The sequence below is a fragment of the Pararoseomonas baculiformis genome (assembly GCF_017813395.1).
In the GTDB taxonomy this organism is placed as follows: domain Bacteria; phylum Pseudomonadota; class Alphaproteobacteria; order Acetobacterales; family Acetobacteraceae; genus Roseomonas; species Roseomonas baculiformis.
The window spans coordinates 1-23,534 of sequence record NZ_JAGIZB010000039.1 but is presented as its reverse complement, the minus strand read 5'-3'; the positions used below and the strand labels follow the sequence as shown (position 1 = coordinate 23,534).

The following is a 23,534-nucleotide window of genomic DNA, read 5'->3' as shown; positions in this document are numbered from 1 at the left end:
CACCCGGATCTCCAACGCCAGTTCCTCTCCGACCATCCGGCCCCCCATCACCACGACGGGGCACCCTAGACCTGGGTCAGATTCCAACCGGCGACCGGGTCAGATTCACTCCGGCGGCAACACTTGGAAAGTTTGCTCCACGACATATCGGCATTGACCGTCTGAATAACGCTTTGCTGCCCACTCCGACCGTTGATCGATACCGAGCAGGCCGGCCGGATGGGAGGTCAGTGCATACTCAGAACTGACGATGCACATGCGCCGTCGTGTCGCCAAGAGCCACGCAGATGGCGAGTGGCGCCCCGCTGGTAGGGCGAACCGAGAGCTCAACGACGGAGGCGGCACAGGAGGCTACGGCGCGACATGCATCTGACACGCGCACCGATGCCGCCCGGTAGGGCCCGGCTTAAATCGCTTGTGCCAGTGGACGAGGGGCTCTCGACCAGCGGCATCCGCGTTCTCGTGGAATACGAGACTGTGGACGGACCAGATCAGGTGATGCTCTCGCCGGAGCGCGTGCGCGACCTGGGTATCGTCAGCGCCTATGTGAATGATGCCCTCGTTCCGATACCCAAGCCCTGAGACATGTTTCGCCAGCCGGGCGCGGGCTTGAGGCTCCCCGGAACGCGGATTACGTTCGTCGGCAGCCGTCCTCGCCCCTCAGACTTAACGGTCAGGGCCGCGCTCGCCCCTGGGTGCGGCCCGCTTCCGCGACCACAGCCTGGGCGCTGTCATCCACGACGATCGCTTAGCGTTGTCAGGGCCGGCGCCGCACTGCCTACGCTGGGCCTTGTGCCAGGCGCGCACATCGTTCCAGCTCTCCGTGCTCTAGCTGCCCCTGCTGGGCATACCGTCGCACCGGGGCCGGCGCAGCATAAACAGGACCTGTCTCAGATCTTCACGGAGTTCGGTATTCTCCAGGCGAGCTAGTGCGTCCCGGAGGCGGGAAGCGAGCTGTTCGTCCCTCAACGGCGGAAGAGAAGCGTCGGGCTCCAGGTCTTGATCGGGGTCGCGAGCCGACGACCTTTGCCCGGGAGGGTGCACCCCGCCGACCCGGGTCGCATGCCGGAGCAGCATAGCGCGCACCCATGCCCTTTCCACACGCGTCCCTACCAACTCCGCCGCGAGAAGGTCAGAGAGAAGCTCCAGTGTTTCCGGGGCGGACAGATAGCCGAAGTAGGCGGGGTCCAACTCCCGCAGGAAGCAAGGGGGGGAGCTACAGGAGATAAGTTCATCCAGAATTTCCCCGTGCGATGGACCTCTGGGCGGACGATGTTGCGGCATTCTGTGCATCTCTTGCTCCTGGATTCCGGTCCTGCAGAGGGCCAGGCTGCTCACGGGCTGCCCGGCTCGGTCACCGTGCCGGCCATTGCACCGCTCGCGGTTGGCATGCGCCGCATCAAGCGGAAGCTCGACGTCAGGAGAGCATCACGGGCACCTCGACCGTGTTGTCGACCACGTCTCTAACTCCGGGGATGTTTTCGGCGAGCACGCGCAAGGCCCGGCTCGTTGCCTCTGAATGGTTCACGCCGAAATACATGACGACGCCCTGCCTGACCTGGACGTCAACGCGGAGCTGCTTGGCCCATTCTTCCCGGTTGACCTCCTCCAGAACAGCCTGTCGGATCTCCTCGTCGGAGCGTGGTGTCGATCTTTCTCCCAACACAGAGACCAGGGCACGTACTAGATCCGCGCGATTGATGAGGCCGAGTAGCCTGCCTCCTTCGGTGACCGGAATGCGGCGGATGCCATGCTCTTCCATGAGGCGGGCGATATGGGCGGCGCTATCGGCCGGCCCGACGGCCACCACTTCCCTCGTCATCAACTCGCCAGCCTTTGCGGCATGGCTTCTGGCGTAGCGCTCGGCACCCGCGTGCGGGCTGTCCCAAAGGAACGCCAGCCAGCCTTTCCGGGGACGTTCATCCTCATCGGCCAGGCGACGGATAAGGTCTGCCTCGGTGACAATCCCCTGCAGCTTTCCTTCGCTGTCCAGGACCGCCACTGTCGAGACTCCTCGGTCGACGAACAGCTGGGCGAGATCCGCGGCCAGCATCTCAGGCGAGACGCACACCACCTCCGTGGACATGAGATCTTTGGCACAAGGTCTGGTCACGAGAACCTCCCATGCGTTGGCGCAGTTCCGTGCTCGTGCTTGCGGGCACAAAGCCCTGGGCCTCGTTCGGCGAAAGCCAGCCCTGTGCGACACGAGAGCACGGATGCTTAATTGATGCTGGGGATCGCCATCAGCGCGAACAAGTGAAATTCTTGGATGGTTAACTGCAGACTTTTTGCTGGATAGCAGGCTCCGATGGACATCCAACTCGCCCGGACATTCCTGGCCATCGTCGAGACGGGCAGCTTCGTGCGTGCGGCGGAGCGTCTGCACGTCAGCCAGACCGCCGTGAGCGCCCGGGTTCGCTGCCTGGAGGAACAGCTCCGGAGGCCGCTCTTCGTCCGGAGTAAGGCGGGTGCCTCTCTCACTCCCGCTGGCGAGCAGTTCCTCCGCCATGCCCCTGCGCTGGTGCAGCTCTGGGAGCGCGCCCGCCATCAGGTCGCCGTGCCGGAAGGCAGGAGAACGGTGCTCGCCATCGGAGGCGAGCTTAGCGTTTGGGATAGTCTCCTACTCCCCTGGCTGGTCTGGATGAGAAAAACGGCCGCTGACGTGGCGCTTCGGGCCATTATCGGCCTCCCGGAGGACCTGATGGACCAGGTTGCTCAGGGCATCCTCGATATCGCTGTCGTCTATGAGCCGCGTTACCGGCCCGGATTGAGGGTTGAGCTGGTTGCCGAGGAGCGTCTTGTGATGGTGTCCACCCCGTCCAGAACAGCAGGAACGGAGGGTGACTACGTGCAGGTGGACTGGGGGCCCACCTTTGCGGCTCTCCAAAGCCAGCGCGACCCAATGCGGCGGGATCCGGGGTTGTTCGTCAGTCTTGGCCCGCTTGGCCTTGCCTACATCCTGCAGGTTGGCGGAACCGGATACTTTCGGCTGGGTGCCGTGAAGCCGCACCTGGAGAGCGGGAAGCTCGAGCTGGTCCGAGGCGCACCTGACATCGCCTACCCAGCTCACGCTGTTTATGCGGAGGGAGGAGAAGTGGAGCTAATCCAGACAGCTCTGAACGGGCTTCGCTCCATCGTGCGGACGTAGCCCAACCAGGGTGCCGGCGTGAGATCCTCAGTGCCTGCCCGAGAGGGGCTGAACCTGCCAAAGCGGCAACGAGGCGGTCGCGCTCTCGTCCCGATTAGTGGCCAGCCCCGCCGGAGCGAGGCTTTCGTGCAATCGTGTCCGTACCGATTACTTCCCGCCGCAGCAGCATCCGTCTGCCTTCTTGGAGCGTCGCTATCTTAAGAGGTGCGTGACCCGGCCGGGTTGGTTCGGGTAAGAGCCCGCAGCCGGCCTGGGACTCCCCTTCGCGTATGGCCGGCTTCGGTCTTCGAGGCAGCGTCACCGCGCCGCGGTGCCGGCCCTGCCCCACTCCCGCATAAGCTCGATCTCTATCTGCTGGCTTGCAACAATCTGCTCGGCCAAACGGCGGATCTGGGGATCGTGACCACTCTCCAGATACTGCCTTGCCATTACGACCGCACCCTCGTGATGGGGCAGCATCATGGCAAGAAAGTCCTGGTCGAGATTGCCCGTCACCCGGACACGCCCCATGGCGGCGTGCATCTCCTCCATCGCGTCCTGCATGGCCGCGCTGGCACTCGCCTGAGGCGCCGCACTCGAATGGGCATGCCCATGATAGTGCTCATTGCCGCGCCAGAAGCCGCCTGGCGCTGCACCGCCCTGTGCTGCTCGTTCCGTACTCGCCCTGAGGAGAGCAAGCGAGGCACCGCCGCGGTTGTAGATGACGTCGTGGAACCCAGCATAGGAGCCCATGGTGACGGCCAGCGCGACGGCGAGGCCGACGGGCACCAGGGGGGCAGACCACCGGTTCCGAGGCGCAACCTCCAGCGCGTCCTCTCGGCCAGGATCCGCGATCGCGACCAGCAGGGAGGCCAGGATCGTGGCATGCCCGATCATGTCCACCCTACCGAAGGGGTACACGGCCGCGAACATCAGCGCGAAGAGCGCAAGTGCTGAGAGGCGGCGCACCAACGGTGTCCAGAGCAGGCCGAAGCCGAGCGTGAACTCAGCCACACCAGCCATGGTGGTGTAGGGGCCGAAAGGAATGCCGAAGGCAAGATACGGCCGCTCCTCGAGCAGTGGGAGGAACCACTGCGGGTACATGAACTTTTCCATGCTCGACCACATCAGGGCGAGCGCAATCCCCCAACGAAGCACGGCAAAGCGGCGAGCGTGCCAGGGACCGTCTGGCAGGCCGGAGAGAAGCAGATAACCTGCCAGGCCAAGCCCGAGAGCCAGATAATCGAGCAGATGAAACAGGTCATAGTCGAGCAGGGTGACGGCCCAGAGGAGAACGATGGCAATCGCCGCGACCGGACGTGTGCGCCGCGCCGGCAGCAGGAGTGCGATGACCAACTGCGCCCACGGCACCCAACCGGCCTCGGTCTTCAACTCAGGGGTGAGATAGGTGCCGCCCACCGCAAACAGCGCGACGAAAAAGGCAAACAGGACGGCAATCATAAAGTTGTCGGCGTGCCGCCGGAGTGACGACGAGATCACGTCGAGGCCACGCATCGTCGCCACTCCGGGCGCTCGGCGCTCCAGTAGAGTAGCAACCACGAAGAACACGAACACCAGCCCCAGACCGATCCAGAAGTAGGGCAAGGACAGTGTCGTCGTGATTGGGACAGTCGGTGCCGCGACCTCATAGGCCTCGAACCATTTCACATGCGCCATCGCCGCGCTGGGCGTGAGCGAAAGGAGAAGGGCAACAAGAAGGTGCTGCATGGCTTTCCCTCGGCCGGCAGGTACACCGTTTCCTAAGATGCGGTGCACATTGTTGGTTGCAGTTCCACGCTGCAAGGAGACCACACTCGAGCCGATGAGCACGGCTGAGCCCCCTCACATCAAGCGGCCATCAGTTCGTCTGCCGGCCCGAAGAACTCGTAGCGGATCCGCGCTGGCGGAACGCCGAGCGCCAGGAGCCCGCTTACGAAGCTCCGCAGGAACTCGCGGGGGCCACAAAGATAGTACTCCGCCTCCGCCACGGGCGTGTTGGCGTGTAGCCAGTCCAGGGTGATGCGACCGGACTCGTCATAGTCCACGCCCTGCCGGTCCTCCGGGCGGGGGCACTCGTAGAAGGTTGTGGTGACAATGCGGCCGCCGGACCGGGCGGCAAGGGCGCGAGCCTCGGCACCGAGAGCATGGGTGGCGCCCGAGAGGGTGCCATGGACGAAGTGCAGCGGCGGAGTGCCCGGCATCCTGGCGGCGGCGTGCATCATGCTGATCAGCGGGGTCTGCCCGACGCCGCCGCTGAGCAGCACCACAGGGCGCTCGGGCACCCCGGGGAGGAAGAACTCGCCTGCAGGGGTGGCAACCTTGAGCTGCGCACCAGGCTGCAGGGCATCATGCAGCCAGTTGGAGGCGATACCCTGCGGCTCGCGCTTCACGGTGATGCGGTATCCCGTGTCGTCGGGTGCGGAGGAGATGCTGTAGTTGCGCTTCAAGGGCGGGCGGCCCGGGATCTCCAGCCAGAAGGTGAGGTACTGGCCAGGCCTGTGGCGCAGCACCCTGCCCCGATCAGCAGGGGCTAGGGTGAAGGAGGTGATGATGTCGCTCTCCCTCACCTTCTCGACCACGGTGAAGTCGCGCCAGCCGGTCCAGCCACCGGGTGCAGAGGCGTGCTCGTCATAGATCTGCTTCTCCCGACCTATCAGCACATCCGCGAGAAACCAGTAGGCTTCGCCCCAGGCAGCCAGGATCTCCGGCGTCGCCGCCTCGGCGAGAACATCCCCGATGGCGCCGAGCAGGGCGTCGGCCACGAAGGGGTAGTGCTCAGGCAGGATATTCAGCCCAACATGCTTCTGGGCAATGCGCTCCACCGCCGGGCCGAGAACGGCGAGGTTGTCGATGTTCTGCGCATAGGCGAGCACGGCTGTGGCCAGCGCCTTGGGCTGGGAGCCCGTCTCCCCGTGGTGGGACTGGTTGAACAGATCCCGGATGGCCTCGTTCTCGAACATCCGCTGGTACATGCGGCGCGTAATAGCCAGGCCATGAGCCTCCAGGGCCGGAACCGTGGCCTTCACGAGGGAGATCGTCTGCGGGCTGAGCGGGCGGGGCATCTTCGCCTCATAAGGTACATTGAACATGAACCTTATGGACCAGTGGCAATAAGGTGTAAAGATGCTACATCTTCGACATGCGCCTGACGCTCTACACGGACTACGCCCTACGGACCCTGATCTATCTCGGGCTGAGGCAGGACCGCCGCGTCTCCATCCGGGAGATCGCGCTGGCTCACCGCGTTTCGGAGAACCATCTGGTGAAGGTGGTGCACCAGCTCGGCCGCGGAGGGTTCATCGAGACCACCCGGGGCAAAGGTGGTGGGCTGCGCCTGGCCCGACCTCCCGAGGAAATCCGCATCGGCGACGTCGTGCGCTTCACAGAGGAGGACATGGCTCTGGCGGCCTGCTTCCAGCCTGCCGCCGAGGGTGGCGGCTGTGCTCTGATCAATGTGTGCCGGCTGCAATCGCTGCTCGGGGAGGCCCTGGGCGCATTCCTGGCCGTGTTAGACCAGCGAAGCCTGGCCGATCTGATCTCGGCGCCCAACCGCGACGCCATGGCGGGGCGGCTCGGCCTCGCGACGCTGGGAGTGGTGGCCGGGGGTGAAGCAGCCGCAAGATGATCCATGACTGGCTGAAGGCCTTCCTGCCGGCCCCGATGGGGGCGAGCGCGGCGGAGCGGCTGCGTGGCTCCCTCGGCGCACTTCTGGGCCTCCTGCTGACAGGTTTGGTCTGCACCGCGCTGGCTGGTGGGACGCCGATGCTGATCGCACCGCTAGGTGCCTCGGCGGTGCTGCTCTTTACAGCCCCGTCCAGTCCGCTGGCCCAGCCCTGGTCCATCATCGGCGGCAACACGGTTTCCGCCCTCATTGGGGTGAGTTGCGCGCAGCTCATCCCGGACCCGCTGCTGGCAGCACCGCTTGCCGGGGCGCTCTCCATCGGCGCGATGTTCGCGCTTCGCTGTCTGCACCCGCCGGGCGGTGCCATTGCGCTCACCTCCGTGCTCGGCGGGGCAGGAGTGACGGGGACAGGGTATCACTTCGTCCTCTCCCCGGTGCTGCTCGACTCCTTCGTGCTGATGCTCGCTGCCATGGCCTACAACAACGCTACGCGGCGCCCCTATCCACACCGCCAGCATTCGTCCCGTGCAAACCCGCACCAAACAGAGGATCGGGAGCCGACGAGGCGGATCGGTGTGCGGGATGAGGATCTGGATGCCGTGCTGCAGCGCTACGACGGCGTTCTCGATGTGAGCCGCGACGAGCTGGGCACCCTGGTCCAGCAAGCGGAGATGGAGGCCTACCGGCGGCGCTTCGGGGAGATCACCTGCGCGGACATCATGTCGCGCGACGTGGTGGCTGTGCAGCCCGGCACGCCCCTGGGTGAGGCCTGGACGCTACTGCGGCGGCACGACATCCGCGCGCTGCCAGTGGTTGACGACACGCGACAGGTGATCGGGCTGGTCTCAGATCTGGACTTCATGCGAAACCCGGCGCTGGACCTCAACAATGGCCTGGAGGCCCGGTTCCGGCAGTTCGTCCGCGGCCTGAGGGTGCTTTACTCAGAGCGGCCGGAGTTGGTGGGGCAGATCATGCCACGCACCAACGAAACGGTGCACGAGGATGTGCATGTGGCAGAACTCGTGCCGCTGATGGCCGATGCGGGACTGCGACATGTGCCGGTCGTGGACGGCCAGGGGCGGCTCTCCGGCATTATCGCGCAGTCCGACCTGATTGCGGCACTCTATCGAGGCAACCTCGTGAACATGGGGGCCGCGCGACAGAGCCGTGCGGCGTGACGTCATGGTGGAGGTGAGGATAAACGAAAGGATCTCACAGGCAGGATCCGATCGAGCCTGCAGCGCAGACGCGCGTTCCGTCGGTCCAGCGTGCACCGTCCAGCATCGTGTTCAGTAGATCGGCGCCGGTCAGGTTTGCCCCTGTTAGGTCAGCCTCACGAAGATCCGCACCGAACAGCTGTGCATCACGCAGATCCACGTTGCGCAGCGTGGCACCGCGCAGAACGGCGCGCGTTAGATCGGCATTCCGGAGCAGGGCCCCGGTAAGGTCAGCGCCTGACAAATCGCCGAAGGTGAAGCGCACACTCGGAGCGTCGATGCCCGTCAGCGTGGCGCGTGCAAGCTTTGCATGCCGCAGGGTAGCGTCACGAAGTATAGCGCCTGTGAGATTGGCGCCCGAAAGGTCTCTCGTTGCGAACAGGCAGCGCCGCCAGTCAACGCCGGGGCCAGGGGGATCGGCGCAGCTCGCTCGCGCTGGACCAGCGGAGAAAAGGATCAGCCCACTAATGCCGAGAAGAGTTAGAAGGACCGGGTTCACGGTACGGAAGGTGAGGCCGTGGGCAGCCAACCGCAAGTGCTCTCCTGCAGAGAGTTCCTTCCTCATCCTCGGCACTGACCCTTCAGGACGCGCCACCCCTGGACGGTTCTGACATGTTCAACGGGCTTTTGGATGTGTTCTGCGCCGATCTCACCTCGGGTTAGGCTCTATGGCTGCGGTGAGATCCGGACCGGCCGGGGCGCCGGGCGCCGGCCGTGCAGGTAGCCCTCCTCCTTAGCTGTGATTGCCGCCCGGCCACCGAGCTGCGTCTACGCAGCATGCAGCAGCGCCGCCAGTTCCACCCGCCGTTCCACCAGATCAGCCACGCTGTAACGGTCGAGTACCGCGAGGAACGCTCCCCGGGCCTCATGGAGCGCACCGCGCAGACCGCAAGCCGGCACGATAGGGCAGGATCCGTGGACAGGCGCGAAGCAGGGCACCAGCGCCATGTCAGGCTCGGTGCGCCGCACGACCTCGCCCAGGCCGATTGCTTCCGCGGGGCGCGCCAGGCGCAACCCGCCCCCCTTGCCACGCACGGTGCCGACGTAACCTGCCACGCCGAGTTGGTGGGCCACCTTCGTCAGGTGCGCCTTGGAGATGCCGTAGGCGGCCGCGACATCGCTGATCGTGGCGAGGCCGTCGTCCTTCACCGCGAGGTACATCAACATGCGAAGGGAGTAGTCGGTGTAGACGGTCAGACGCATGGCAGCTCTCGATCCAGGGTGCAAACATAAACATACATCTACAGTATTGCTTATGTCTGCCCGACCATATAGATGCATATAGGATAGATGTTTAGGAGGCGCGAGGGACAGATGCTGGTCGGCAACGCGGCACTTTGGGTATTCCTGCTCCCTGGAAATGCGGTCAGCGACCTGCTGCAGGTGGATGAGGAGGAGAGCCGGGTCATGATCCGGACGCTCATCAACATGCTGGTCTGGAACCTCATCGCCACGCTCGTGGTGTACTCGTGCCTAATGTGATGAGCTCGACGCGTCTGCTCGATGGTGCAATCACTGAGGACGGGATCCGCCGCCTCCTCGACCGCTTCTACGGCCAGGTGCGAAGGGATCCGCAACTCGGCCCCGTGTTCGCCCGCGCTGTCGGTACTAATGAAGCTGATTGGGCGGCACATCTGGTGCGGCTGGCGGACTTCTGGTCGTCGGTGATGCTCCGCAGCGGCCGCTACCACGGTGACCCTTTCTCGGCCCACCTTCGCCTGCCCGACCTGGAACCGGCAATGTTCGACCGCTGGCTGCTCCTGTTCAATGAAGCCTGCGTCGAACTGTTCACTCCGGACGTGGCCGGCGCCTTTCGCGAGCGTGCGATGCGCATCGCGGCGAGCCTGCGTATGGGTCTCGAACGGCTGCCGATGGGGGCGCTTCCGCGGCGGCGGGATGCAGCCCCTCCGCCCGCGGCAGGCGTAACCGGAACATGAGACGCTCCTTTGCGGAAGCCTGAAGGGCTCCGTGCCGCCGAGCCGACCCTAAAGTTCCCGCCTGGGTGCGGGAACGACATGGTCAACTTGGCCGGCCAACTTGACCATATGCTGACGCAAGCCGGATGAGGGCGTTGTCGGATAAGAAGTCCAGAAGCTCGCCAGCATCGCCGAGCTGAGCGAGGAGGAGCAGCGGGCCCTGCTCTCCCTGCCCATGAGGGTGCGGTCCTACAACGCGCGCGCCGACATCGTCCGGGACGGCGATCAATCGCACGAGTGCTGCCTCGTCCTCACCGGCTTCGTCCACCGCTCCAAGCTGCTGAAGGACGGCCGGCGGCAGATCCTCTCCTTCCATACGCCGGGCGACATGCCCGATCTCCAGGGCCTGCACCTGCCAGTGATGGACCACTCGGTCTGCACCCTCATGCGGACCACGGCTGCCTTCATAGAGCACGCGGCCGTGCGCCAGATCACCCGCGAGCACCCTGGCATCGCGGAAGCCTTCTGGCGCGACACACTCGTCGACGCCGCGATCTTCCGCGAGTGGATGACCGGCCTCGGACAGCGGGACGCGCGCGAGCGGGTCACGCATCTCCTCTGCGAGATCTCCCTCCGGCTCCGGGGTGTGGGGCTCGCGACCGAGGCGGGGTTCAGCTTCCCGGCAACCCAGACCGACATCGGGGACGCGCTCGGGTTGTCCACGGTGCACGTCAACCGCGTGCTCCAGGGCCTACGGGGGGACGGGCTGGTGCGGGGCAACCTCACCGCCCTCACGATCCTGGACTGGCAGGGGCTGCAGGCCGCCGGCGACTTCGACCCGACCTACCTGCAGCAGAGACCAAAGGAGGCGAAGGGCGGGGAGACGTCCGGGCACGCGTCGCTTGGGTCGGCGCAGGCGGTGCACTGATCGGTCGCCTCGCGTCTGTGCCATCCCGCGTGATGGAGACCGGCGCGGCATCGTGGCGAGCATGCCGGCAGGACGGGCCGGCGGGCCCACACCGCCACCTTCCGCTCGTGGCCGGGGGGGTAGCCAACCTCAGCAGCGCCTGGTCGTCAGGTCACCGGCAAGCAAAGCACTTGCGCGAGGGCCATGGCTGTCATCGCGTCACTCACCGCGGCGGTCCACGCTCAGCGCCGCCGTGCCAGCAATGTCCGCTTCCAGGAACCTGACAATGACATCCTGATGACCGTTGTGGGCGCGAAGCACCCTCGGCAAGATTTGGCCAGAGGCCACCAGTCCATTTCTGAGCCCATCTCAACATAGAGCAGAGATGTTGTGCTCCTATTATCCAATGGTGTTCAAAAGCAGGAAGGTGCTGAGGCAGGCTGCCGGTTCCCCGGCACTCGCTTCGGATCTGCAGATCCGGGATCCTCTGATCGTCTGGGAAGCTCTCGACGGAGCGGATGATGAGGCGAGCAAGGTCAGGATCGGCTAGCGCGGGTTCGGCTGCTCCGTTCAGGGCGGGCGCTGCTTCTGGCGTCGGGCTCCAGCGTGTCGATGAAGTCCTGCGCCAGCCTCGATGCCGGGCGTAGTCGCGCGGTCAGCAGGCGCGCGGTGCTGAGGAGCGTGGGTCGGAAAGGCCGGCTGACCAGGTCGGTCGCCCGGGCGCCCATTAGCCCGAAACCGTCCATCAGCGCGACGCCCACCCCGGCCCGGGCCAGGGCACACGCCGCATGGGTGTGTGTCACCTCAACGGCGATGCGGAAGGGGACGTTCCTCTCCGCGAAGGCGCGGGCGAGCTGCTCGCTCAGGACCAGATTGCGGCTCGGGCAGATGAGGGGATACTCGGCCAGGGCCTCGGGCCCGACGCTGCGCCGACCAGCCAGTGGATGATCGGGCGGCATGACGCAGGCCAGGGCTGTGCTCTGCAGATCCTGCACGAGCAGCGCCTCGTTACCCACCGGGCCAATGATGAAGCCCAGCTCGTCCCGATGCGATGCGATGCGCTGAATGATCTCGTGGGCGCTGAAGGTCTGGAGGGTGATCGCGCTCTCCGGTCTTCTCTCCCGGAAGCGGCGGATGGCCGCTGGAAGAATCGAGCTCGCCAGCGAGGGAATGGCCGCAATGGCCAGGATACCCGCGCGCCCCTCCCTTAGTTCGTTCGACAGGCGCTGAACCAGCTCGATCGCGGCGAAGGCACCCAATGTTCCGGGAAACATGATCTGCGCCTCCGCCGTCGGGCGGAGGCGCCGGCGCTCCCGCACGAACAAGGCGAAACCGAGCCGCGCCTCCGCCTTCTGCAGCATCCGCGTGACAGCCGGCTGGGAGATGTTCAGCGCCGCCGCAGCCGCGGTGACGCTGCCGAGCTCCATCACGCGGCGGAAAACCTCCATCTCCCGCAGATCAAAGGTCATAACCATCAAACATGAACCTTGCCCATATCGGTATTTGCGCACATCAGATCTAAGGCGGCAAACTCTGCCAACGGGCCGCTGAGGGCCTGTCCTGGGGCGGAGGAGTGTTGCGTGAAGGTCGTGGAGATTCGTGGCTACCTGCTGGGCTTCGTGCCCTCGCCGGCCATTGGCAACGCGACGCGCATGATCCGCCGGCGTGACTTCCTTCTGCTTGAGCTGGTGACCGACACCGGCGCACGTGGCTGGGGAGAGGTCTTCGCCTCGCCAGCTGCCGCTGCGGCCCTGGTACGCACGCGCCTTGCCCCAATCATCCTCGGCGCCTCGCCGCACCACCACGGCCGTCTTTACGACCGGATGCTCGGCACTCTCGGCTACGACCGGCGCGGGCCAGGGATGATGGCGATCTCGGCTGTGGACATGGCGCTGCACGACCTCGCTGCGCAGGACCGGGGCATCAGCGTGGCAGAGGCCCTCGGCGGCGCTCTCCGGACGCGGCTTCCGGCCTATGCCAGTGCTCCCTTCATCACGACCGATGCGGCCGAGCCTTATGGCCACTACCAGGCCGAAATCGATGGCATCCTTCGCCGCAACTTCCGCGCCCTGAAGCCACGGGCAGGGGTGTCGCCGCGGGCGGATGGCATCATGGCCATGGCGGTGCGCGGGCAGGTCGGGCCGGATGTTTCGGTCATGGTCGACATCAACCAGGGCTACACGGCGCGCGCGGCCATAGACTCGGCGCGCCACATGGAGGAGGCGAACCTTCTCTGGATCGAGGAACCGGTCCAGCCGGAGGACGTGCCGGGTTACTCCATGGTGTCCGCTGCTGTGCCCACTCCCATTGCGGGAGGGGAGGCGCTCGGCAGCCTCGCCGCCTTCCGCGACTTTCTCGCCGCGGGTGCAATGTCCGTGCTGCAGCCCGATCTGACAGTCTGTGGCGGATTCACGGGCTTCCTCCGCATCGCGGCACTGGCTGCCGCCTATGATCTGCCGGTCATGCCGCACGTTTTCGGCACGGTGGTGAACATGCGTGCCGCTCTCCAGGCGGCAGCCCTCGTCACGCCACGGCGCGGTGCGCCGGGCGAGTATCCCTGGATCGAGTATGACGCGTCGGCCAACCCTCTACTTGACGTGGCTGGAGCGCTTCCCGTGAGTGCTGATGGTACGATTGCCGTGCCTGACGCGCCGGGCATAGGGCTGGATCTGCAGGGCGAGCGTCTTGCTCCCTGGATCAGCGAGACCTGGCGGCTCGCGGCCTGAACGGTCCCCAGAACATCTTTCCCGGAAGGAGGAAATGACATGCAGAAGCTGACCCGTCGTGTGGCTCTTGGTGCACTTGCCCTTGCCGGCCCTGCCCTGACGTTGCCCCGCAACGGCCGTGCGGCGACCTGGCCCGATCGCCCCGCAACCCTGGTCGTGCCATTTCCGCCGGGTGGCAGCAACGACGTGGTGACGCGGTTGGTAGCCCAGCCGCTCTCCCAGGCGCTGGGACAGCCTTTCGTCGTAGAAAACCGCCCCGGCGCGAACGGCAACATCGGCGCGGCTCAGGTCGCCCGGGCAGCGCCGGATGGCTACACGGTCCTGATCTCTGGCAATGGCCAGAACGCGATGAACCACGGGCTGTACCGCAACATACCTTATGATTCCCGCACTGCCTTCGTACATGTCGCCCAGCTCGCCTCCCTGCCGAACGCCCTGGTCGTCGCTGAGAACTTCCCGGCACGGACTCTCCAGGATCTGATCCGCATGGCGAAGGAAAAGCCGGGCGACATCACCTTCGCCAGCCCCGGCAGCGGCTCCTCCGGACACCTCGCCATGGCAATGCTGATGCGCTCAGCGGGGATCGAGATGCTCCACGTCCCCTACCGCGGTGCCGCACCTGCCATCACCGACGTGATCGCGGGGCAGGTGCCGGTCGTGATGATCAACGTGGACATTCCCCTGCCACATGTACGCGCTGGCCGCCTGCGTGTGCTCGCCGTCACGAGCGAGGCGCGGAGCCCGCTCTACCCGGAGGCCCCCACGGTCGCCGAAAGCGGCTTTCCCGGCTTCTCCGCAGTCGGATGGCTCGGCCTTTCTCTTCCCGCGGGCACGCCGCCGGACATCGTGACGCGCCTGCACGATGCCACAGCCCGGGTGTTGCAGGATCCGCAGATCCGGGAACGCTTTGCCGCCAGCGGCTACATCCCCGGCCAGGGCTCATCCGCCGACTACGCCGGCTTCATTGATTCCGAGATCGCAAAGTGGGGCGGTGTGACCCGCCAACTCAACATCGTTCTGGAGTAGGCGCGCCATGAACTTCATGGACCGCCGCCCGCGGCGCGAGATCACCGATGCTTTGCGCGCCACGGTGCTGGAGGATCTCCCCGAGCTGGTGGAGATCAGGCATGAAGAGCTGCGGCGCAAATGCGTGGAGGTCTGGTGCCTCGCCCTGGCTGAGAGCAGCTTCGCGCGTGTCTCCGACATCCCCGGGGAGTCCAACCCCGGCCAGTTTGCCTTGCAGCGCGGCGATCAGGCCACACACCTGCGGGGCGTAACCCGCATCGCCCTCTCCATCGCCGACGAATTTGCGGCCATGGACCCCTCCGTGCGGATCAGCCGCGACCTGGTTATCGCCGGCGGGCTGACGCACGACGTCGGCAAGCCCTGGGAGTTCGACGCGGCCAATCGCGCGCGCTGGACAGGCGAACCCTCGGCCACGGGCCTGCCCTCCCTGCGCCATCCCGTCTATGGCGCGCATCTCTGCATCGCGGCGGGCCTGCCGGAGGAGCTGGCGCACATCGCCCTCGCCCATTCCTTCGAGGGGGAGCACCTGATCCGCAGCCTGGAATGCCTCATCGTGCAGCGGGCGGACCACCTCTGGTGGTCAATCGCCGGCGGCTGCGGGCTGCTGCAGCCCTCGGGCGACCCCATCCTCGAGGCCCGGAAGATCGTGCGCCGCCCGCTCCGCGACTGAACATATTGGGACGTCTCAGAAAGGAAGCCGACATGAGATCGGTCCATCGCCGCACTGCCCTGTTTCTCCCCGCTCTCCTTGCCGCCGCCCCGGCCCGTGCCGACTGGCCCGACCGGCCCGTCCGCGTCGTCGTGCCTTTCGCGCCGGGCGGCAGTTCCGACTTCATTGCTCGGCTGATCGGGACGGAACTTCAGACGCGGCTAGGCCAGCCCGTCGTGGTGGAGAATCGCGGTGGTGCCAATGGCGCCATCGGGATGGCGGCCGCGGCCCAGGCCCCCGCCGACGGCTACACCCTGGTGGCCGGCCATATCGGAACCCATGCAATCACGCCGGCCATTATGCGCAGTCCCGGCTATGACACATTGCGCGACTTTGCAACGATTGCGATTCCCGCCACCTCCTCCTCCGTGCTGGTGGTGCCGCAGGCCAGCCCGGTCCGGGACTTGAGAGGGCTGCTCGACCTCGCCCGCGCCAGGCCGGGCACACTGAGCTACGGCTCTCCTGGAGTTGGCTCCCCTTCCCACGTCACAGTTGTCCTGCTCTCGAAGATGACAGGGATCAGCGCGCAGCATGTGCCTTACCGCGGCGGCGGCCCGGCGGTGACTGATCTTGTTGCGGGCACTCTGGATTTCATGTTCGCCGGGCCGTCAGAAGTGTTGGGGCAGATCCAATCTGGCCGGCTGCGCGCTTTGGCCACTACCGGGGAGCGGCGCTCGCCCGGCAGCCCGAACCTGCCAACCGTCGCGGAGGCGGGCGTCCCAGGCTTCCAGTTCACTGTCTGGCATGCCCTCTCGACGCGCTTGGGCACGCCGCCAGCGGTTCTCGACCGGTTGCGGAAGGAGGTTGCGGCCGTCCTCGGGACGGAGGCAATTCAAGCCCGCCTCCGCGACGTAGGCCTCGAGCGTGGACCGCAAGATGCCCTGGCGGCTGAAGCCATGCTGCAGGCCGAGGTGAGGAGATGGGGTACGCTGGTTCACGAGGCCGGTATTCAGGCCGATTGAACCACGCCCGTCAGGAGCGGCACTAGCGTCGGAGAGTGACTGCCAATCCTGCAATTCGGAAGGAAGCGCTGGCTTCGGTCTATGTCGTAGCTATCGGGGCGGGTTTCCTAAAGTTGTTCATGACGTGACGGCGAGCGGAAAGGCCGCTCAGGGGCCGTGTCTGGAACTGGCCGAAAGCGGAATGGCCGCTTTGGCGCCAGGAAGGGGGCTTGCGGAAGTGGTTGGCGGACAGCGGCACGCACACCCATCTCACAACAGCTTTGCTCTTCCATGGTCTGATTATTGTGGACTGATCGGTCCGTAACCGCTATTGCGATGATTGTGCAGGGGGCATTCCCTATTAGGGCGGGCTGGGAGCAAGGCAGGCCATGGCGCGGCCTCAGGAGTTCAGCACCGCCGAGGTGCTGCGTAAGGCGATGGGCGTGTTCTGGAAGAAGGGCTACGAGGCCACCTCGTTGAACGACCTTCTTGCGGCAACCGGTCTGAGCAAAAGCAGCCTGTACGGTACCTTCGGTGGGAAGCAGGAGCTGTTTCTGGCGGCGTTCGACGCCTACCGGGAGGAGCGTGCGCGGGACATGCAACGCGTACTCGAGCAAGGGCCAGCTCGCCAGGCCATCGAGGTGTTCTTTCGCATGATCGTTTCTGATGCTCGTGACCCCGCACACGGCAGCGGCTGCATGAGCATCAATCAGGCTGTCGAGCTCGCGCCGCACAACCTGGATGTACGATGCCGCGTGGAGGAGGACTTCCGGCGCATCGAGGATGCTCTCACCCGAGCCATCGAGAAGGGACAGGCAGAGAAGTCAGTGGCATCTCATCGTGCACCACGGGATCTCGCCCGCCTTCTCGTGCTCGCCTTCCCCGGGTTGCAGGTCATGGTGAGGGCCGGAACGGATCCAGCCTGGCTGGAGAGCTCCCTGGCCCAACTCATGTCCCTTCTGGAGTGATCCGCAGCCGAACTGCAGCTACTTGCGGCATTTATGGACCAATCGGTCCAATAAGGAGAAAAGCACCATGAGGATCAAGCAAGTTCGCAATGCCACCCTTCGCCTCGACTTTGGTGGCGTGAAGTTCCTGGTAGATCCCTACTTGGCAAAGAAGGATGCCTATCCAGGCTTTGATGGCACGGTGAACAGCCACATCCGTAACCCGCGCCTCGAACTGCAGACCCCGATGGAGGAGATTCTTGGGGTGGATGCGGTGATCGTGACCCACACTCACCCGGACCATTGGGACGAGGCTGCGGTCCAACTGGCGCCGAAGCACCTGCCGCTCTTCGCCCAGCACGAACGGGACGCGGATCTGATCCGCTCGCAGGGCTTCAGCGACGTCCGCATCCTGACCGAAGAAACGACGTTCCGTGGTGTCTCGCTCATCAAGACCCGCGGACAGCATGGCACCGACGAGGCTCTAGCGGCCGCGAAGGAGGTTCTCGGAGAAGTCTGCGGGGTTGTCTTCACGCACCCGGACGAGAGGACCCTCTATCTCGCCGGCGACACGATCTGGAACGGTTACGTGGCGTCGAACCTCGCCTCCTATGAGCCGGAAATCGTGGTACTGAACGCGGGCGATGCGCAGGTTCAGGGGCTGGGCTCCATCATCATGGGCACTGAGGACGTCAAGAAGGTCCACCAAGCAGCTCCTCAGGCAATCCTGATTGCGAGCCACATGGAGGCTGTAAACCATTCTGTCCTCTCCCGCACCGAACTGCGTTCTTTCGCGGCGGAAAGCGGGATGGGCGACCGTCTGCTCGTGCCCGAGGACGACCAAGCCTACACCTTCTGAGCGGGGCTGCTGCGGCAGATCCTACAATGAGGCAGGGCAGGAACACTGCCCTGCCGCGTGCTGATGGCATGTTGGTGCTTGTGTCGCGTGAGGACCAAGCCCCTTGGAGTAAGCCCATGCAGACTCACTGGCAGGCACTCGCGGTGTTGACGATGGCCCGTATCAGCCTGGGGTTTCAGGTCCAGTCTATTGCGTCGGTTTCACCCGATCTCGTCGCGGAACTTGCCCTCTCCTACGCGGATCTCGGCACGCTGCTCGGCCTGTATTATCTGCCCGGCATCGTGCTGGCCTTTCCGGGAGCGGCACTCGGCCGACGCTTCGGTGACAAGCGCGTTGTGATCTGCGGCCTCTTTCTGATGGCCCTCGGCGGGCTCATGACCGCTGCCGCATGGGACTTCGCGTCCCTCTTGGTGGGGCGCCTGCTATCCGGCGTGGGCGCCATCGTGCTGAACGTGCTCATGTCGAAGATGATCACGGACTGGTTCGCCGGACGACGCGAGATCGTGCTGGCGATGGCGGTGTTCGTGAACTCGCTCCCCATCGGGATGGGGCTCGCCATGCTCGCGCTGAGTCCCTTGGCCATTCTGGCCGGCTGGAGCGCGGCCCTCGCTGCCACCGCTGCCGCCTCGCTCGCTGCGCTGCTGCTCGTCCACCTGGCCTACACGAAGCATCATAACGACAGTGCCGGGACCGAGGCCGCCGGGAGGATCTCGGCCAGTGACGTCCTGCTTATGTGCCTGGCGGGCGCCATCTGGGGGATCTTCAACGGTTCGGTCGCGGTGATGATGGGTTTCGCCCCGACGTTCCTGACCTATGAAGGTCACTCTGCCGCGCAGATCGCATTGCTGGTTGGCGCCACCATCTGGCTCTCGGCGGCATCCGTTCAGGCGGGAGGTGTGCTTGCACAGCGCTGGGGAAAGCACACGCTGCTGATGGCAGCCGGAGCTCTTGGCTGGGGCGCATGCCTGGCCTTGCTTGCCTCGGGGGTGGGCCTTTCATCCGCGGCACTCATCGGGGCCGGTCTAGTGCTGGGACTGCCAGTGGGCGTGATCCTGGCGATGCCCTCCCAGGTTCTCCGCCCGGAGAGCCGTTCCGTCGGCATGGGGCTGTTCTACACCTGTCTCTATCTCGGCAACACGATGCTGCCACCAGCAGCCGGTTGGGTGCAGGATCTGACGGGCAGACCCGCCGCGCCACTGCACCTGACGGCAATGCTGGTGGCGAGCATGCTTCTCCTATACGCCCTGTTCCACGCTGTCGCGCGCCGCCGCGTCCCAGGCTGATCGCGTCCAATGGGTAGATGCTCTACCGGGCGTCCACCCACTCGGCTCTGCGGATCAAGCCCCAACGCCGGGCACTGCCGATCCTTCCGTTCGCCGGGTGGTCACGGCCGTCGTCACGACAAGGGCCGCGATCAGTAGCATCCCGGCCCCGGCAAGGAAGCCCGAGGTGTAGCCGTGGCTCAGCGCCGCGCTGGCCGTCGCCATGGCGTCCACATTGTTCCCCGCGAGACCTTCCTGGAGGATCCTGGCCGCTTCTGGCAGCCGACCGTTGGCCGCAGATGTGGAAATGGTCGCCAGCACGGCCAGCCCGAGAGCCGCGCCGATCTGTTGCGCCGTGTTGAGCAACGCTGCGGCGACACCGGCCTCCTCCTCGGCTACGCCGTGGACCGCGGTGAGCGTCATCGGCATGAAGCCCATGCCCAGCCCAAAGTAGGTAGCGAAGAGCGCGGGCAGGACGTGCCCGGCATATGAGGATCCCAATGTTAGCGTGGAGAGCCAGTACATCCCCATGGCTGCCACAAGCAGACCCGGAGCAGCCACGGCGCGCGGTGGGAGGCGTTCGACCAGCTTGGAACTGATACCTGCCGCGAGGACGATGCCGGCACTGACAGGCAGCGAGGCGAGACCGGCCATCACGGGGCTGAACTGCAGAACCTGCTGCATGTAGAGGGTCAACAGGTAGTACGTAGCCATCAGCCCGCCGCCGATGAACAGGACGGTCATGTAGGATCCCGACCGGTTTCGGTCGTGGAGCAGCTCAAGCGGTAGGATTGGGTTCTGCCCGCGGGTCTGGCGCCACAGGAACAGCACTCCCAAGACGACTGCGAGCACGAGGGCGCTCACGGTTACGAGGTCACCCCAGCCGTGCTCTCCGCCTCGGGTGATGCCGTAGGCGAACGCGACCAAGGCGCCGGTGCCAGTGATTGCGCCAGGGGTATCCAGCCGCCCGGTATTGCGCTGCCCCTCGGCCAGGGCCGTGGTACCGGCGAGTACCGCCAGGCCGATCGGGACGTTGATGAGGAAGACCCACCGCCAGCTCAGCATCCCGGTCAGAACCCCGCCGAGCAGAACCCCGGCAGTGATGCCCACCGCCGACATCGCCGCATAGACTGCCATGGCAGAGTTGCGGGGCTTGCCCATCGCCCTCTCCTGACAGGATTTTGGCGGTGCGGATCACGTCCGCCTCGATGATCACGACCTTGCCGCCTGGCAGCAGGAGAATGGACTGACCGTCCTCCTCGCAGATCGCGCCGACCGAGGTCGGGGCGATTGCATGGGTGCACCCATCGACGTCGATGAGGAGGACCCGCTTCTGGAGCGGCGCCGCTAATGATCTTTATCAAGCTTTTTCAGCTTGGGGCGGCATGGACTCGGCTGCTGCGCCCTCTTGTGGTTTCGCCTCCCGAAGTCCGAAGATGTTCTCCAGCGCCCAGTAGTACCATTCCAAGTACTTATCGTTGTGCTCGCTCATCCGCCGCTCAAGTTCCGAGATCCTCGCTTCAATAATGTCGAGGTGGACGCCTTGGCTTCGCTCTCGGCGCAGCAGACCATCCAGGACGATCGCCGTCTCCTCGGGGCTAAGCTTGAGGGGCATCCTAGCTTCCACTGGCCATAGTCGGTCCTTCCGCAATGAACGGTGGAGCCGCTCGCGCAACTCAAACCGGCCACCACATCCCATGCCGTTTCGCCATATTATGGCGTTTCCGCATATTGCTGCAAGCCTATTAGCGAGGAGGCCCACGATTTTTCGCGGAGCCCCCCATGCCGTATCTGCGGCGAAGCCCACGCGCCGTTCGCATAAGAGAACTACTGCTGGAGTACCGCCTCAAAGCAGGGCTAACTCAAGCAGAAGTCGCAAGCCTAATTGGGCGCACTCAGGACTTTGTCTCAAGATTAGAGAACGGCGAGAGACGTCTAACTGTTGAAGACTTTTTGGATATCGCTTCTGCACTCAATATCGATAGAGAACATTTCCTAACCGATCTTCAAAAAATTCCAGCCCCCCCCTCTGACCTGAACCCACCGAAGCGGTGACCCGCAGCGCTACTTCACCGGACCGCTGACCCGCCTAGTCAGCGGCTGGCCTCAGAGCCGCATCGATGGAGTGGCCCCTATCTCGACCAGACACTGGGCGTAAGTATGGGGCCGAGGTTTGCGCCTGCGCATACGCCTATGCCGAACAACCAGACGCGCGTCGAAATCATCACTGGCCGTGAGCGCTGAGGCCGCCACAGTGCCATGAAGGGATCGCCGCCTTGCCGCTGAGTGCGTCGACTTCGACTGAAGCTTGTTCGAACGCCCTGGAACGGTCGTAGGGTGTCCTATGTTTGCCTCCCCGGAGGCCGCAAGGAGGTGGCCGTGACGAGTGAAGGGAAGCCCGAGAGGCTCGAGCCGCTGGCTAGGACCATCGCCCGGGGGGTTGAAGCTAAGGCCCGCCTCGTAGAGGCTGCTGGAGGCCTTCTCTCAGCCGAGAGCGTGGGAGCCCTTCTCGGGATTACCCGGGCCGAGGTGGACAAGCAGCGAGCGGAAGGCTCCCTCCTGGCTGTTTTGACAGAAAGCACCTGGGAATACCCGGCGGCTCAGTTCCGCGACGGAGCGGTCCTCGGCGGCATCCCCGAGATCATTGCCAGCATGGCTGACGCCTCGGCCTGGTCGATCCTCGACTTTCTACTGGCCCCGGACGATTCCCTGGGAGGCAAGGCGCCGATCACAGCTCTCCGCGAAAGCGACCGCGGCACTGTCCAGCGGCTTCTCGCTTCGCGTCAGTTCGACGTCTTTGTGTGAGTGGTAGCCCAGGCCGCTGACGTTCACGAGGGCGTGAGCTTCGAAGGCTGCCCAGCTAGACCAACTGTCTGTCCGAGGCGGGGTCACAACACCGCCTGCAGCAGCGCCTCATATGAGCCGAGCTTAGGGTACGTGCGACCTGCCTTCGGACAGACATCCGACTCAAGTCATTGTTACGGACTAATGTTTCTATCGCACGACTTCATCTACGATGGCTTTCGCGCGTGAGAAAGTTTAGCAGTTACTGATTACCGTTTCGCAAGATCTGTGAGACGGACCAGAGACACACACCCCCCTCCTCAATACCACACCGACCTCCAGCACGTTCTCCACGATGAACTTGCGCCGCTGCTCCACCACGTCGCCCATCAGCGTGGCAATGATGCGGCCCGCGTCGTGCACGTCCTCGTTACCGACGCGTGACAGCTATTAGAGCCCGCTTCATAACGGCTGTGCCAAACGCCTGACGAGGATCATGGCGGCGGCGAGGGTGAAGAATGCGACGGCAGAGCTGACGGTGGCCTCGTGGTCGCGTGCGAGGCGTCGGCATCGGCCGAACCATGCGAAGGACCTCTCCACCACCCAGCGCCTGGGCTGGACGGCGAAGCCCTTCTGGCCGGGCGATCTGCCGACGAGGGTGACGGCAACGGACGATGCCTGGGCGACGCGCGGACCAGCGTAGGCGCGATCGGCGAAGCATCGGGCCAGGAACGGCCAGGGGCGACGCGACATGGTCAGGAGGGCCGCACCGCCGTGGCTGTCGTGCAGGGAAGCGGGCGAGACGGCGGCGATCAGGAGGCGGCCGCCGGTGTCCACCAGGGCGTGGCGCTTGCGCCCGGTCACATTCTTCCCGGCATCGTAGCCGCGGACGCCCTTCACACCGACCCCGCCCGAGCGGGCAGATTGGGCATCCAGCACCGCCGCTGTCGGTGACGCCTCCCGCCCGACACGCACGCGGTCGGCCATGGCAAGGGCGTGTGCCAGGCGCTCGAAGGTGCCCGAGCGCGAGAGGCGCAGGAACCAGCGGTGCACGGTCCCGGGCGGCGGGAAGTCACGGGGCAGATGTGCCCAGGCACAACCCGTCCGGAGCACGTAGAGGATGGCGTCGACCACCCGCCGCATCGGCCAGGACCAGGGCCTCCCGGTCCCTGCGGGAGATGGCAGAAAGGGCGCGACCAACGCCCATTCAGCATCGGTCAGGCAGGTTGCGTAGGGCTGGGCCCGTCGCGCAAGCTGCGCGCGGGCGGCAGGGGTCCACATGGGCCACCTCGAAGGACGCCAGACACCCTCCGAACGCGCAAAACCCCCGCCGCTCACCTCGCCTCAGCCGTTATGAAGCGGGCTCTTAGCTCGACTTTGGCCATCACGCGGCGTGGCAGATGGCGTAAGCCAGGGCGCGTTGCAGGGCTGGGCGGGGTTTTGCGCTGTGGGTGCTGCGCCGCGACGTGAGCAAACCCTGCTCTCGCCAGA

The 23,534-nt window shown here is 65.2% G+C and carries 25 protein-coding genes; 16 read left to right on the top strand and 9 right to left on the bottom strand.

Annotated features, from left to right (window positions below):
- Positions 1–417: 417 nt before the first annotated feature.
- Positions 418–582, top strand: coding sequence for a hypothetical protein (locus J8J14_RS22485; protein ID WP_209381791.1), 165 nt, complete (start codon positions 418–420; stop codon positions 580–582).
- Positions 583–1,417: 835 nt separating this feature from the next.
- Here the strand turns inward: J8J14_RS22485 and J8J14_RS22480 are convergent.
- Positions 1,418–2,086 carry a CBS domain-containing protein gene (locus J8J14_RS22480; protein WP_209381790.1) on the bottom strand — a complete coding sequence of 223 codons (669 nt, stop codon included), beginning with the start codon at positions 2,084–2,086 and terminating at the stop codon, positions 1,418–1,420.
- 222 nt (positions 2,087–2,308) lie between these two features.
- Between J8J14_RS22480 and J8J14_RS22475 the strand changes: the two genes are divergently transcribed.
- On the top strand, positions 2,309–3,148 hold the full coding sequence (locus tag J8J14_RS22475; protein WP_209381789.1) for a LysR family transcriptional regulator: 840 nt from the start codon (positions 2,309–2,311) through the stop codon (positions 3,146–3,148).
- A gap of 297 nt (positions 3,149–3,445) precedes the next feature.
- On the opposite strand, the gene J8J14_RS22470 is transcribed toward J8J14_RS22475, so the two are convergent.
- Both J8J14_RS22470 and hmpA read right to left on the bottom strand, forming a co-directional pair.
- Positions 3,446–4,855 (bottom strand): DUF305 domain-containing protein, encoded by a 1,410-nt coding sequence (locus tag J8J14_RS22470; protein WP_209381788.1) that lies wholly within the window; start codon positions 4,853–4,855, stop codon positions 3,446–3,448.
- A gap of 119 nt (positions 4,856–4,974) precedes the next feature.
- Complete coding sequence (gene hmpA, locus J8J14_RS22465) at positions 4,975–6,189, bottom strand: NO-inducible flavohemoprotein (protein ID WP_209381787.1); 1,215 nt, start codon at positions 6,187–6,189, stop codon at positions 4,975–4,977.
- Between the two features lie 77 nt (positions 6,190–6,266).
- Here hmpA and J8J14_RS22460 point away from each other — a divergent pair, with 77 nt between their 5' ends.
- Both J8J14_RS22460 and J8J14_RS22455 read left to right on the top strand, forming a co-directional pair.
- Positions 6,267–6,752: an RrF2 family transcriptional regulator gene (locus J8J14_RS22460; RefSeq protein WP_209381786.1), complete on the top strand. Its 486-nt coding sequence runs from the start codon at positions 6,267–6,269 to the stop codon at positions 6,750–6,752.
- Entirely contained in the window at positions 6,749–7,927 is a 1,179-nt protein-coding gene (locus J8J14_RS22455; protein ID WP_209381785.1) for an HPP family protein, read from the top strand. The genes J8J14_RS22460 and J8J14_RS22455 overlap by 4 nt, the downstream gene beginning before the upstream one ends.
- 34 nt (positions 7,928–7,961) lie before the next feature.
- Here J8J14_RS22455 and J8J14_RS22450 read toward each other — a convergent pair whose 3' ends face one another.
- Together J8J14_RS22450 and J8J14_RS22445 are read right to left on the bottom strand one after the other, a co-directional pair.
- On the bottom strand, positions 7,962–8,531 hold the full coding sequence (locus J8J14_RS22450; protein ID WP_209381784.1) for a pentapeptide repeat-containing protein: 570 nt from the start codon (positions 8,529–8,531) through the stop codon (positions 7,962–7,964).
- A gap of 203 nt (positions 8,532–8,734) precedes the next feature.
- Positions 8,735–9,169 (bottom strand): Rrf2 family transcriptional regulator, encoded by a 435-nt coding sequence (locus tag J8J14_RS22445; RefSeq protein WP_209381783.1) that lies wholly within the window; start codon positions 9,167–9,169, stop codon positions 8,735–8,737.
- Positions 9,170–9,280: 111 nt separating this feature from the next.
- Between J8J14_RS22445 and J8J14_RS22440 the strand changes: the two genes are divergently transcribed.
- The 3 genes from J8J14_RS22440 (at position 9,281) to J8J14_RS22430 (ending at position 10,810) form a co-directional block, all read left to right on the top strand.
- Positions 9,281–9,448: a hypothetical protein gene (locus tag J8J14_RS22440; RefSeq protein WP_209381782.1), complete on the top strand. Its 168-nt coding sequence runs from the start codon at positions 9,281–9,283 to the stop codon at positions 9,446–9,448.
- Positions 9,448–9,903, top strand: a complete 456-nt coding sequence (locus tag J8J14_RS22435) for a group III truncated hemoglobin (RefSeq protein WP_209381781.1) — start codon at positions 9,448–9,450, stop codon at positions 9,901–9,903. The genes J8J14_RS22440 and J8J14_RS22435 overlap by 1 nt, the downstream gene beginning before the upstream one ends.
- Positions 9,904–10,117: 214 nt before the next feature.
- Entirely contained in the window at positions 10,118–10,810 is a 693-nt protein-coding gene (locus J8J14_RS22430; protein WP_209381780.1) for a Crp/Fnr family transcriptional regulator, read from the top strand.
- A 515-nt stretch (positions 10,811–11,325) separates the two neighbouring features.
- On the opposite strand, the gene J8J14_RS22425 is transcribed toward J8J14_RS22430, so the two are convergent.
- On the bottom strand, positions 11,326–12,258 hold the full coding sequence (locus J8J14_RS22425; protein ID WP_209381779.1) for a LysR family transcriptional regulator: 933 nt from the start codon (positions 12,256–12,258) through the stop codon (positions 11,326–11,328).
- A gap of 111 nt (positions 12,259–12,369) precedes the next feature.
- Between J8J14_RS22425 and J8J14_RS22420 the strand changes: the two genes are divergently transcribed.
- From J8J14_RS22420 to J8J14_RS22390, 7 genes are all read left to right on the top strand, one after another.
- Complete coding sequence (locus J8J14_RS22420) at positions 12,370–13,515, top strand: mandelate racemase/muconate lactonizing enzyme family protein (protein WP_209381778.1); 1,146 nt, start codon at positions 12,370–12,372, stop codon at positions 13,513–13,515.
- 39 nt (positions 13,516–13,554) lie between these two features.
- Entirely contained in the window at positions 13,555–14,541 is a 987-nt protein-coding gene (locus J8J14_RS22415) for a Bug family tripartite tricarboxylate transporter substrate binding protein (protein ID WP_209381777.1), read from the top strand.
- A gap of 7 nt (positions 14,542–14,548) precedes the next feature.
- Positions 14,549–15,211 carry an HD domain-containing protein gene (locus J8J14_RS22410; RefSeq protein WP_209381776.1) on the top strand — a complete coding sequence of 221 codons (663 nt, stop codon included), beginning with the start codon at positions 14,549–14,551 and terminating at the stop codon, positions 15,209–15,211.
- A 32-nt stretch (positions 15,212–15,243) separates the two neighbouring features.
- Complete coding sequence (locus J8J14_RS22405) at positions 15,244–16,212, top strand: Bug family tripartite tricarboxylate transporter substrate binding protein (protein WP_209381775.1); 969 nt, start codon at positions 15,244–15,246, stop codon at positions 16,210–16,212.
- A gap of 368 nt (positions 16,213–16,580) precedes the next feature.
- Positions 16,581–17,159, top strand: a complete 579-nt coding sequence (locus J8J14_RS22400; RefSeq protein ID WP_209381774.1) for a TetR/AcrR family transcriptional regulator — start codon at positions 16,581–16,583, stop codon at positions 17,157–17,159.
- Between the two features lie 67 nt (positions 17,160–17,226).
- On the top strand, positions 17,227–17,997 hold the full coding sequence (locus J8J14_RS22395) for an MBL fold metallo-hydrolase (RefSeq protein ID WP_209381773.1): 771 nt from the start codon (positions 17,227–17,229) through the stop codon (positions 17,995–17,997).
- Positions 17,998–18,113: 116 nt separating this feature from the next.
- Positions 18,114–19,280: an MFS transporter gene (locus J8J14_RS22390; RefSeq protein WP_209381772.1), complete on the top strand. Its 1,167-nt coding sequence runs from the start codon at positions 18,114–18,116 to the stop codon at positions 19,278–19,280.
- A gap of 54 nt (positions 19,281–19,334) precedes the next feature.
- Here J8J14_RS22390 and J8J14_RS22385 read toward each other — a convergent pair whose 3' ends face one another.
- Both J8J14_RS22385 and J8J14_RS22380 read right to left on the bottom strand, forming a co-directional pair.
- Positions 19,335–20,420, bottom strand: coding sequence for an MFS transporter (locus J8J14_RS22385; protein ID WP_209381771.1), 1,086 nt, complete (start codon positions 20,418–20,420; stop codon positions 19,335–19,337).
- 199 nt (positions 20,421–20,619) lie between these two features.
- Positions 20,620–20,874, bottom strand: coding sequence for a hypothetical protein (locus tag J8J14_RS22380; protein ID WP_209381770.1), 255 nt, complete (start codon positions 20,872–20,874; stop codon positions 20,620–20,622).
- Between the two features lie 167 nt (positions 20,875–21,041).
- Between J8J14_RS22380 and J8J14_RS25810 the strand changes: the two genes are divergently transcribed.
- Positions 21,042–21,314, top strand: a complete 273-nt coding sequence (locus J8J14_RS25810) for a helix-turn-helix domain-containing protein (RefSeq protein ID WP_209381769.1) — start codon at positions 21,042–21,044, stop codon at positions 21,312–21,314.
- A gap of 324 nt (positions 21,315–21,638) precedes the next feature.
- Positions 21,639–22,064: a hypothetical protein gene (locus J8J14_RS22370; RefSeq protein ID WP_209381768.1), complete on the top strand. Its 426-nt coding sequence runs from the start codon at positions 21,639–21,641 to the stop codon at positions 22,062–22,064.
- Between the two features lie 441 nt (positions 22,065–22,505).
- On the opposite strand, the gene J8J14_RS22365 is transcribed toward J8J14_RS22370, so the two are convergent.
- Positions 22,506–23,324: an IS5 family transposase gene (locus J8J14_RS22365; protein WP_209381767.1), complete on the bottom strand. Its 819-nt coding sequence runs from the start codon at positions 23,322–23,324 to the stop codon at positions 22,506–22,508.
- Positions 23,325–23,534 lie beyond the last annotated feature (210 nt).

Coding starts and splice junctions, on each gene's coding strand:
- J8J14_RS22480 (WP_209381790.1), bottom strand. CDS start 2,086: ATGTCCACGGAGGTGGTGTGCGTCTCGCCTGAGATGCTGGCCGCGGAT.
- J8J14_RS22475 (WP_209381789.1), top strand. CDS start 2,309: ATGGACATCCAACTCGCCCGGACATTCCTGGCCATCGTCGAGACGGGC.
- J8J14_RS22470 (WP_209381788.1), bottom strand. CDS start 4,855: ATGCAGCACCTTCTTGTTGCCCTTCTCCTTTCGCTCACGCCCAGCGCG.
- hmpA (WP_209381787.1), bottom strand. CDS start 6,189: ATGCCCCGCCCGCTCAGCCCGCAGACGATCTCCCTCGTGAAGGCCACG.
- J8J14_RS22460 (WP_209381786.1), top strand. CDS start 6,267: ATGCGCCTGACGCTCTACACGGACTACGCCCTACGGACCCTGATCTAT.
- J8J14_RS22455 (WP_209381785.1), top strand. CDS start 6,749: ATGATCCATGACTGGCTGAAGGCCTTCCTGCCGGCCCCGATGGGGGCG.
- J8J14_RS22450 (WP_209381784.1), bottom strand. CDS start 8,531: ATGAGGAAGGAACTCTCTGCAGGAGAGCACTTGCGGTTGGCTGCCCAC.
- J8J14_RS22445 (WP_209381783.1), bottom strand. CDS start 9,169: ATGCGTCTGACCGTCTACACCGACTACTCCCTTCGCATGTTGATGTAC.
- J8J14_RS22440 (WP_209381782.1), top strand. CDS start 9,281: ATGCTGGTCGGCAACGCGGCACTTTGGGTATTCCTGCTCCCTGGAAAT.
- J8J14_RS22435 (WP_209381781.1), top strand. CDS start 9,448: ATGAGCTCGACGCGTCTGCTCGATGGTGCAATCACTGAGGACGGGATC.
- J8J14_RS22430 (WP_209381780.1), top strand. CDS start 10,118: ATGAGGGTGCGGTCCTACAACGCGCGCGCCGACATCGTCCGGGACGGC.
- J8J14_RS22425 (WP_209381779.1), bottom strand. CDS start 12,258: ATGACCTTTGATCTGCGGGAGATGGAGGTTTTCCGCCGCGTGATGGAG.
- J8J14_RS22415 (WP_209381777.1), top strand. CDS start 13,555: ATGCAGAAGCTGACCCGTCGTGTGGCTCTTGGTGCACTTGCCCTTGCC.
- J8J14_RS22410 (WP_209381776.1), top strand. CDS start 14,549: ATGAACTTCATGGACCGCCGCCCGCGGCGCGAGATCACCGATGCTTTG.
- J8J14_RS22405 (WP_209381775.1), top strand. CDS start 15,244: ATGAGATCGGTCCATCGCCGCACTGCCCTGTTTCTCCCCGCTCTCCTT.
- J8J14_RS22400 (WP_209381774.1), top strand. CDS start 16,581: ATGGCGCGGCCTCAGGAGTTCAGCACCGCCGAGGTGCTGCGTAAGGCG.
- J8J14_RS22395 (WP_209381773.1), top strand. CDS start 17,227: ATGAGGATCAAGCAAGTTCGCAATGCCACCCTTCGCCTCGACTTTGGT.
- J8J14_RS22390 (WP_209381772.1), top strand. CDS start 18,114: ATGCAGACTCACTGGCAGGCACTCGCGGTGTTGACGATGGCCCGTATC.
- J8J14_RS22385 (WP_209381771.1), bottom strand. CDS start 20,420: ATGGGCAAGCCCCGCAACTCTGCCATGGCAGTCTATGCGGCGATGTCG.
- J8J14_RS22380 (WP_209381770.1), bottom strand. CDS start 20,874: ATGCCCCTCAAGCTTAGCCCCGAGGAGACGGCGATCGTCCTGGATGGT.
- J8J14_RS25810 (WP_209381769.1), top strand. CDS start 21,042: ATGCCGTATCTGCGGCGAAGCCCACGCGCCGTTCGCATAAGAGAACTA.
- J8J14_RS22365 (WP_209381767.1), bottom strand. CDS start 23,324: ATGTGGACCCCTGCCGCCCGCGCGCAGCTTGCGCGACGGGCCCAGCCC.